This is a genomic window from Armatimonas sp., from assembly GCF_043760365.1.
Taxonomy (GTDB): Bacteria; Armatimonadota; Armatimonadia; order Armatimonadales; family Armatimonadaceae; genus Armatimonas.
The window spans coordinates 1-5,660 of the sequence record NZ_JAYUPA010000259.1 but is presented as its reverse complement, the minus strand read 5'-3'; the positions used below and the strand labels follow the sequence as shown (position 1 = coordinate 5,660).

7 protein-coding genes and 1 pseudogene are annotated in these 5,660 nt (G+C 57.1%); 4 read left to right on the top strand and 4 right to left on the bottom strand.

The features are described 5' to 3' along the window. From ACH2EH_RS06270 to rplU, 3 genes and pseudogenes are all read right to left on the bottom strand, one after another. Window positions 1-541, bottom strand: a pseudogene (locus tag ACH2EH_RS06270) (GTPase ObgE); the annotation flags it as partial. Window positions 542-607: 66 nt separating this feature from the next. Then, window positions 608-892: a 50S ribosomal protein L27 gene (gene rpmA, locus ACH2EH_RS06265; protein WP_395139982.1), complete on the bottom strand. Its 285-nt coding sequence runs from the start codon at window positions 890-892 to the stop codon at window positions 608-610. 27 nt (window positions 893-919) lie between these two features. Next, on the bottom strand, window positions 920-1,228 hold the full coding sequence (gene rplU, locus ACH2EH_RS06260; RefSeq protein WP_309691279.1) for a 50S ribosomal protein L21: 309 nt from the start codon (window positions 1,226-1,228) through the stop codon (window positions 920-922). 90 nt (window positions 1,229-1,318) lie between these two features. Here rplU and ACH2EH_RS06255 point away from each other — a divergent pair, with 90 nt between their 5' ends. Genes ACH2EH_RS06255 through ACH2EH_RS06245 form a run of 3 tightly spaced genes read left to right on the top strand, consistent with a single transcriptional unit; the run spans window position 1,319 to window position 2,736 of the window. Then, a complete protein-coding gene (locus ACH2EH_RS06255; RefSeq protein WP_395139980.1) occupies window positions 1,319-1,702 on the top strand; it encodes a RidA family protein in 384 nt (127 codons plus the stop codon). A gap of 27 nt (window positions 1,703-1,729) precedes the next feature. Next, on the top strand, window positions 1,730-2,026 hold the full coding sequence (locus ACH2EH_RS06250) for an addiction module antidote protein (protein ID WP_395139978.1): 297 nt from the start codon (window positions 1,730-1,732) through the stop codon (window positions 2,024-2,026). Continuing rightward, window positions 1,975-2,736: an RNA methyltransferase gene (locus ACH2EH_RS06245; protein WP_395139984.1), complete on the top strand. Its 762-nt coding sequence runs from the start codon at window positions 1,975-1,977 to the stop codon at window positions 2,734-2,736. The genes ACH2EH_RS06250 and ACH2EH_RS06245 overlap by 52 nt, the downstream gene beginning before the upstream one ends. Here the strand turns inward: ACH2EH_RS06245 and ACH2EH_RS06240 are convergent. Next, window positions 2,699-4,204 carry a Fic family protein gene (locus tag ACH2EH_RS06240; RefSeq protein ID WP_395139976.1) on the bottom strand — a complete coding sequence of 502 codons (1,506 nt, stop codon included), beginning with the start codon at window positions 4,202-4,204 and terminating at the stop codon, window positions 2,699-2,701. The two genes, ACH2EH_RS06245 and ACH2EH_RS06240, sit on opposite strands and share 38 nt — an antisense overlap. A 107-nt stretch (window positions 4,205-4,311) precedes the next feature. On the opposite strand from ACH2EH_RS06240, the gene ACH2EH_RS06235 reads away from it, so the two are divergent. Next, window positions 4,312-5,660 (top strand): DUF6785 family protein (locus tag ACH2EH_RS06235; RefSeq protein ID WP_395139974.1); only part of this gene is annotated, 1,349 nt, incomplete at its 3' end.

The following is a 5,660-nucleotide window of genomic DNA, read 5'->3' as shown; positions in this document are numbered from 1 at the left end:
CCGCACTCACCGCAGCCAGAAGTGTGGACTTCCCCACATTGGGATAGCCCAGTAGCCCGACATCAGCGAGCAGCTTCAGCTCCAGCTTGACCCGTCGCTCCTCGCCCGGTTCGCCTTTCTCGGCGAACTTGGGAGTCTGATGGACACTGGTGACGAAGTGGACATTGCCCCGTCCGCCACGCCCGCCCTGCACCAGGGTCTCTCGCTGCGGGACATGGGCCAAGTCAGACAGGAGCTCTTTGGTCTCGGCATCGCGGATCTGGGTTCCAGGGGGCACTTTCAGCACGAGATCGGGGCCGTGCTTGCCAAACTGCCGCTTGCCCAGGCCATTTTCGCCCCGCTCCGCTCGGTATTTTTTGCCAGGACGGAAATCTAGCAGGGTGGAGAGGTTTGGATCCACTTCAAAGATCACAGAGCCCCCACGCCCACCGTCACCGCCGTCGGGGCCGCCCCGAGGGACGTGCTTCTCGGTGCGAAAAGTCAGGGCACCCGCGCCGCCACTTCCCGCCATCAGCCAGATTTCAACTTCATCAATAAACATGGGGTACCCCAAAGCAAAAGCCCGGCTGCCAAGCAGACCGGGCCTGAGTTTCTTTCGTCAGAAAGCTTATGCGCTCGCGGGCGCCACTTCCTCGACAGGAGCCACTGCATACACCGAGATACGGCGTGTCTGCTTGTGGCCTTCGAATTTCACGACCCCGTTGATCTTGGCAAAGAGCGTGTAATCGCTGCCCTGCCCGACATTTTTACCGGGATCAAACTCGCTACCACGCTGGCGGATCAGGATGGAACCGGCGGTGACGTACTGACCGGCATACTCCTTAACACCCAGGCGCTGGGCGTTGGAATCGCGGCCGTTGCGGGACGAGCCTACCCCTTTTTTATGTGCCATTTTCTGTTTTCCTTCTCTATAAAGAGCCTACGCAGCGATGGAGTCTATGCGCAGACGGGTCTCCAGCTGGCGGTGGCCATAGTGGCGCTGGTGGTTCTTCACCTTGATATAGGTGATGCCATTAATCTTCTTGCCCTTGCCCTGGCTCACGATGGTCGCGGTCACTTTCGCACCACTCACTGTCGGAGTACCAAACACGGGAGTCTCGCCACCAAGAAACAAGACATCCTCAATGGTCAAGACATCGCCCTCGGAGCCTTCCAGCTTCTCAACGACGATAGTATCTTTTTCTGCGACACGATATTGTTTGCCGCCCGTTCGAATCACTGCATACATAATTTTGTCAACCTCTGTCAAGACAACCCCCGGATTTTATCATGGGCATCCAGCTTGCGCAAATCCAATTTTCTCTGTAGTGTACAACGCATGAATGGAACAGAACTAATGGCCCCGAGCGGCCCGGACCCCGTCGCCGCCTATCCCCACGCCCGCCGCGTGGGCAACTTCCTCTTTATCAGCGGCCTCGGCCCTCACAAGCGCGGTGAGAAAGAGCTGCCCATAAGCTTCGCCGACGAAGTCCACGGCGTTTTTCACAACCTGAAAGTCATCTTAGAGGCCGCCGGTGCCAGCCTGGAAAACGTCGTTGATGTCACCGGCTTTCTGACGGACTTAGACAAAGACTTCGCCACCTACAACGCGATCTACGCCGAGTATTTAGGCCAGATTCGCCCCGCCCGCACGACCATCCAAGTCTCGGCGCTCCCGCGTGGGATTCATGTGGAGCTGAAAGTGCTGGCGGTGACTAAATAATCTGCTAGGCAGAGTAGGGAGAAGAAAATGCCACTTCGTGAGTTTTCAGAAACAATTCAGCAAGACCTGCGCGATCCTGAGTTTGCGCTGGAGTATCTTCAATCAGGCTGGGAAGCCGACCAGGCAACTTTTCTGGTCTCTCTTCGCGACATCATCCAGGCACGTGGTGGTATGAGCCAGCTTGCGGAAGCCACCGGCCTGAGCCGTGAAAGCCTCTACAAAACCCTCTCACCCACAGGAAACCCTCAGCTTGCCACCATCCAGAAAATTCTCTGCACACTCGGCTACGACTTCATCCCAATCCGTCGTGCGGTGCTCGCCTGAACAACTTCCATATCATTCTGATCGAGCCACAGGAGAGCCTCAATATCGGCTCGGTGGCGCGGGCGATGCAGAACCTCGGGTTTTCGCACCTGCACTTAGTGGCACCGCGTGGCTATGATCGGGAGCGGGCCTGTGTCACGGCGCGGGATGCGTCGGTGATCCTGGACGCGATGACGGTTCACGCGAGCTTCCCCGAGGCACTCGACGGCATGCAGGAAGTGGTGGGGCTGGCACTGCGCAAGGGCGAGAACCCGGCGCACTATATCAGCCTGCCACAGTGGTCCCAGAAGCTCCCCGAGCGCATGAGTCGCACCACGGCGCTGGTCTTTGGCCCGGAGGACGATGACCTGCGTAACGAGCACCTGAGTCTGTGCCGCTGGGTCGTGCGTATTCCCACGGCGGCGGCCTACCCGAGCTTCAATCTGGCGCAGTCGGTCTTGCTCACGCTCTACGAGATCACGCGGAGTCTGCCGGGAGAGCAAGTTGCGGCAGCAGTTGCCGATGCGCCGACGGAGAATGAGTTCGTGCAGTTTGACCGGCACTTAGACGGTGTGATGGAGGCCAGCGGTTTTGTGCGACTTGGCACGCCAAGCCCCGTGCCCGCGCTCGTGAAAGCGCTCTTTCGCCGCCTCGACCCGACACGCCATGAGCTGAGTGTCTTGCTGGCGCTGTTCAGCCGGGTACATTCGAGTCTAAAACGATCTCCCTGAACGCAGCCTCCATCCGCGCCAGCTCATCGTCGCTTAGCTCGGTAAAAACGTTACGCTTTTTTTTGGAGAGTCGTCCACCATTCTGGCCCAGAAGGCGCAAGAGTAAATCCAACCGCAGGTCTGGCATATCCACGATACGTACCAGTGCCTCACGCACAGCATCGTAGCTTTCAAGATAGCGCAGCTCGTCGGTTAGCTCCCGCTCGATACTCTCCTGAATCACGGGCGCAAGATACTCCACGGCAAAAGTGAGATCAGGGAAACAGTAAAATGGCTCCAGAACACTGGCATTTAAGAGCGTCAGTTCGGCTTCCGGGGAAAGGGTATAATCTGCCAGCGCAAGCAAAGGGCGTGAGAAACACTCCAGAGCCCGATCATATTCGTCGCGTTTGCGGAGCATGACGGCTGAGAGGGGCAAGAAAAATCCCTCGGGGACGAAGCCACTACGGGCCAGCGCGTCGTGAATCAGAAAGCGATGCAGACGACCATTGCCATCTTCAAAGGGATGAATCAGCACAAAGGCAAATGCCAACAAGGAGGCTTGTACGACGGGAGCTGCTCCTGTGCTTTGTGCGCAAAAAGCCAACCCGTGCATCAATTTATCCACCAAATCAGGAGGCGGACAAATGTAGTGAACACGCATCTCTCCGATTCGTCGCGCTTCGCCCACATAGTTCTGGATAGTACGGAAACCTTTTTCACGGTACCGTTCATCAACAATAGCATTCTGGAGAGGAATGAGTCCTGCCTCGGCAAAGAGCATCTCCCATGACAAAACAACACGCCCTGCTTTTCGGAGAAGGGCAACGAAAAGCTCTGTATGTTGGGGACTTGGTTTTTCTTGTTCAATGTTATAAGAGGAACGAGTCTCCTTATAATAGGCGTAATTGACGGCCCGCTGAAAGAGTTCGGGAGGATAGCTCTCGCGGAGTTTCTCCAGAGCCTCACGAATGACAAGCCGCTCTGCGACAAGCACCCCTGGCGTCCGTCGAATTATCGGACAAAACCAATGACTCCCTAAAAGGTTATTATTCAGCCGCCAGCGACTAATTCGGTGCGTATTACTCGCCACGACATAGCGCTCTGGATCGAGAACATTTACATAGTTTCCTTGCCGACGATCCGCGACAGGAACCGTCTTCCGCAAGAGATACTCGTAGAGGAAACCTATCCGCCAGGCATACTTACTGGTCGGCTGCTGATCAATCCATTGGGCGAGCGCCTGTAAATCCAAGTGCGGAAAAAGAGTCGCCAGAAGCGCCAGCTCTACGCCATCGTACTTCAGTGCGAAGACAACATGATCTAAAACGGCCTCGCCAGGCCAATAACCCTGCGGAAAGGTCTCGTGGACACGGCCTTGCGCATCGACTGCCTGACTCTTGATTCTCCCTATCTGTGAGGAGTGGCTCAGAGGAAAGTGTGGAAGAGAAAAATGCCGAATCAGCCAGGCGTAGCCACAGGGCTCCATGAAAACAATTATATCAAGTGTTTTTTCAAAAAAAGCCTTACCCGTCAAAAAAAACACTTATGCAGACAACTATTTCTTCAAAAACATTTATGACGTACAATACCCCCATGAAAAACGCGCGGGCTCTTGAAAACACGCGGGCTCTGGGACTGACGGTGCGCTCGGTGCTTTTGGGGCTGGGGCTGACGGTGCTAACCAACTTGTGGATACACTACGCTGAGCTGGTGATGAGTGGGGTGCAGGGCCACTCGGCGATTGCGGCCACAGCGACTCCCGTGGGGGCGGTGACCCTGATCTTTGGGGTGGCGGGAGTGAATCTCTTGCTGCGACGGATGCTGCCGCAGTCGGCGCTCTCGGCGGCGGAGATCTTGATGGTCTACGTGATGGTCACGACTTCCACGGTGCTCAGCTCCTCGGGGCAGCTGCACTTTCTGGTGCCGACCATTGTTGCCTCGTTTCACTACGCCACGGATGCCAATGCCTGGGCCTCGACGTTTCATCGCTTCGTGCCCCACTGGATGGCGCAGACTAACCCGGAAGTGCTCGACGGATTTTACAAGGGCAAGACCACGCCGCCGTGGGGCCTCTGGGCTCCCCAATTATTTGTCTGGGTCGGTTTTCTGCTGACGCTCACGTTTGCAACGTTCTGTCTGGTCTCGCTCATGCGCCGCCAGTGGGTAGATCGCGAGAAACTCAGCTTCCCAACGGTCGCCCTGCCGCTTGCGCTGGTTGAGGCGGGCGCGAATGACTCCAAAACCTCGCTCTTTCGCAACAAACTTTTCTGGGCGGGGATGGTGCTGCCGTTCTCGGTGGCCCTCATCAACACGCTCGCGCTCAACGACCCAAAGTTTCCGCTGGTCTCGCTCCGCGCCGACATTGACCTAGCGCAGCTGCCCTCCATCGTCTCCAGCCCCCCGTGGAACGCGATGGGCCGCACGCCACTCTCGTTCTACCCGTTTGTGGTAGGCGTCGCGTATTTTATTCCAGTCGAGGTCACTTTTTCCGGCTGGTTCTTTTTTCTCCTCACACGCCTTGAGAACGTCGTTGGGGCGGCGCTGAACATAGACGCCGGAATGACCGGAACCCAGCGCGCGACATTTCCCTTTATCGGGCAGCAGGGTGCGGGCGCGTTTCTGGCCCTCGCCCTCGTCCCGCTCTGGCTGGCGCGAAGCTATGTCAAGGAAGTAGTCTCGATGGCGTTTGGCGGCTCTAAGAGTGAGTCCGGCGATCTCGATGACACCGACGAGGCGCTTAGCTACCGAACGGCTGCGATTGGCCTGCTGGTCTCCACGGGCCTGATGATCGGCTTCTGCATCGTCGCCGGAATGCAACCACTCATCGCGGCATTACTGGTTATTCTCTCTCTTTGCTATATGGTTGCGGCCACGCGCATCCGTGCCGAGACGGGAAACGCCTGGCTCTTCGGGCCGGAAGTGGATGTCAACCACTTGCTGAC

Excerpts from the sequence above, each read along its gene's own strand:
- rpmA (WP_395139982.1), bottom strand. The coding sequence starts at position 892 with ATGGCACATAAAAAAGGGGTAGGCTCGTCCCGCAACGGCCGCGATTCC.
- rplU (WP_309691279.1), bottom strand. The coding sequence starts at position 1,228 with ATGTATGCAGTGATTCGAACGGGCGGCAAACAATATCGTGTCGCAGAA.
- ACH2EH_RS06255 (WP_395139980.1), top strand. The coding sequence starts at position 1,319 with ATGAATGGAACAGAACTAATGGCCCCGAGCGGCCCGGACCCCGTCGCC.
- ACH2EH_RS06250 (WP_395139978.1), top strand. The coding sequence starts at position 1,730 with ATGCCACTTCGTGAGTTTTCAGAAACAATTCAGCAAGACCTGCGCGAT.
- ACH2EH_RS06240 (WP_395139976.1), bottom strand. The coding sequence starts at position 4,204 with ATGGAGCCCTGTGGCTACGCCTGGCTGATTCGGCATTTTTCTCTTCCA.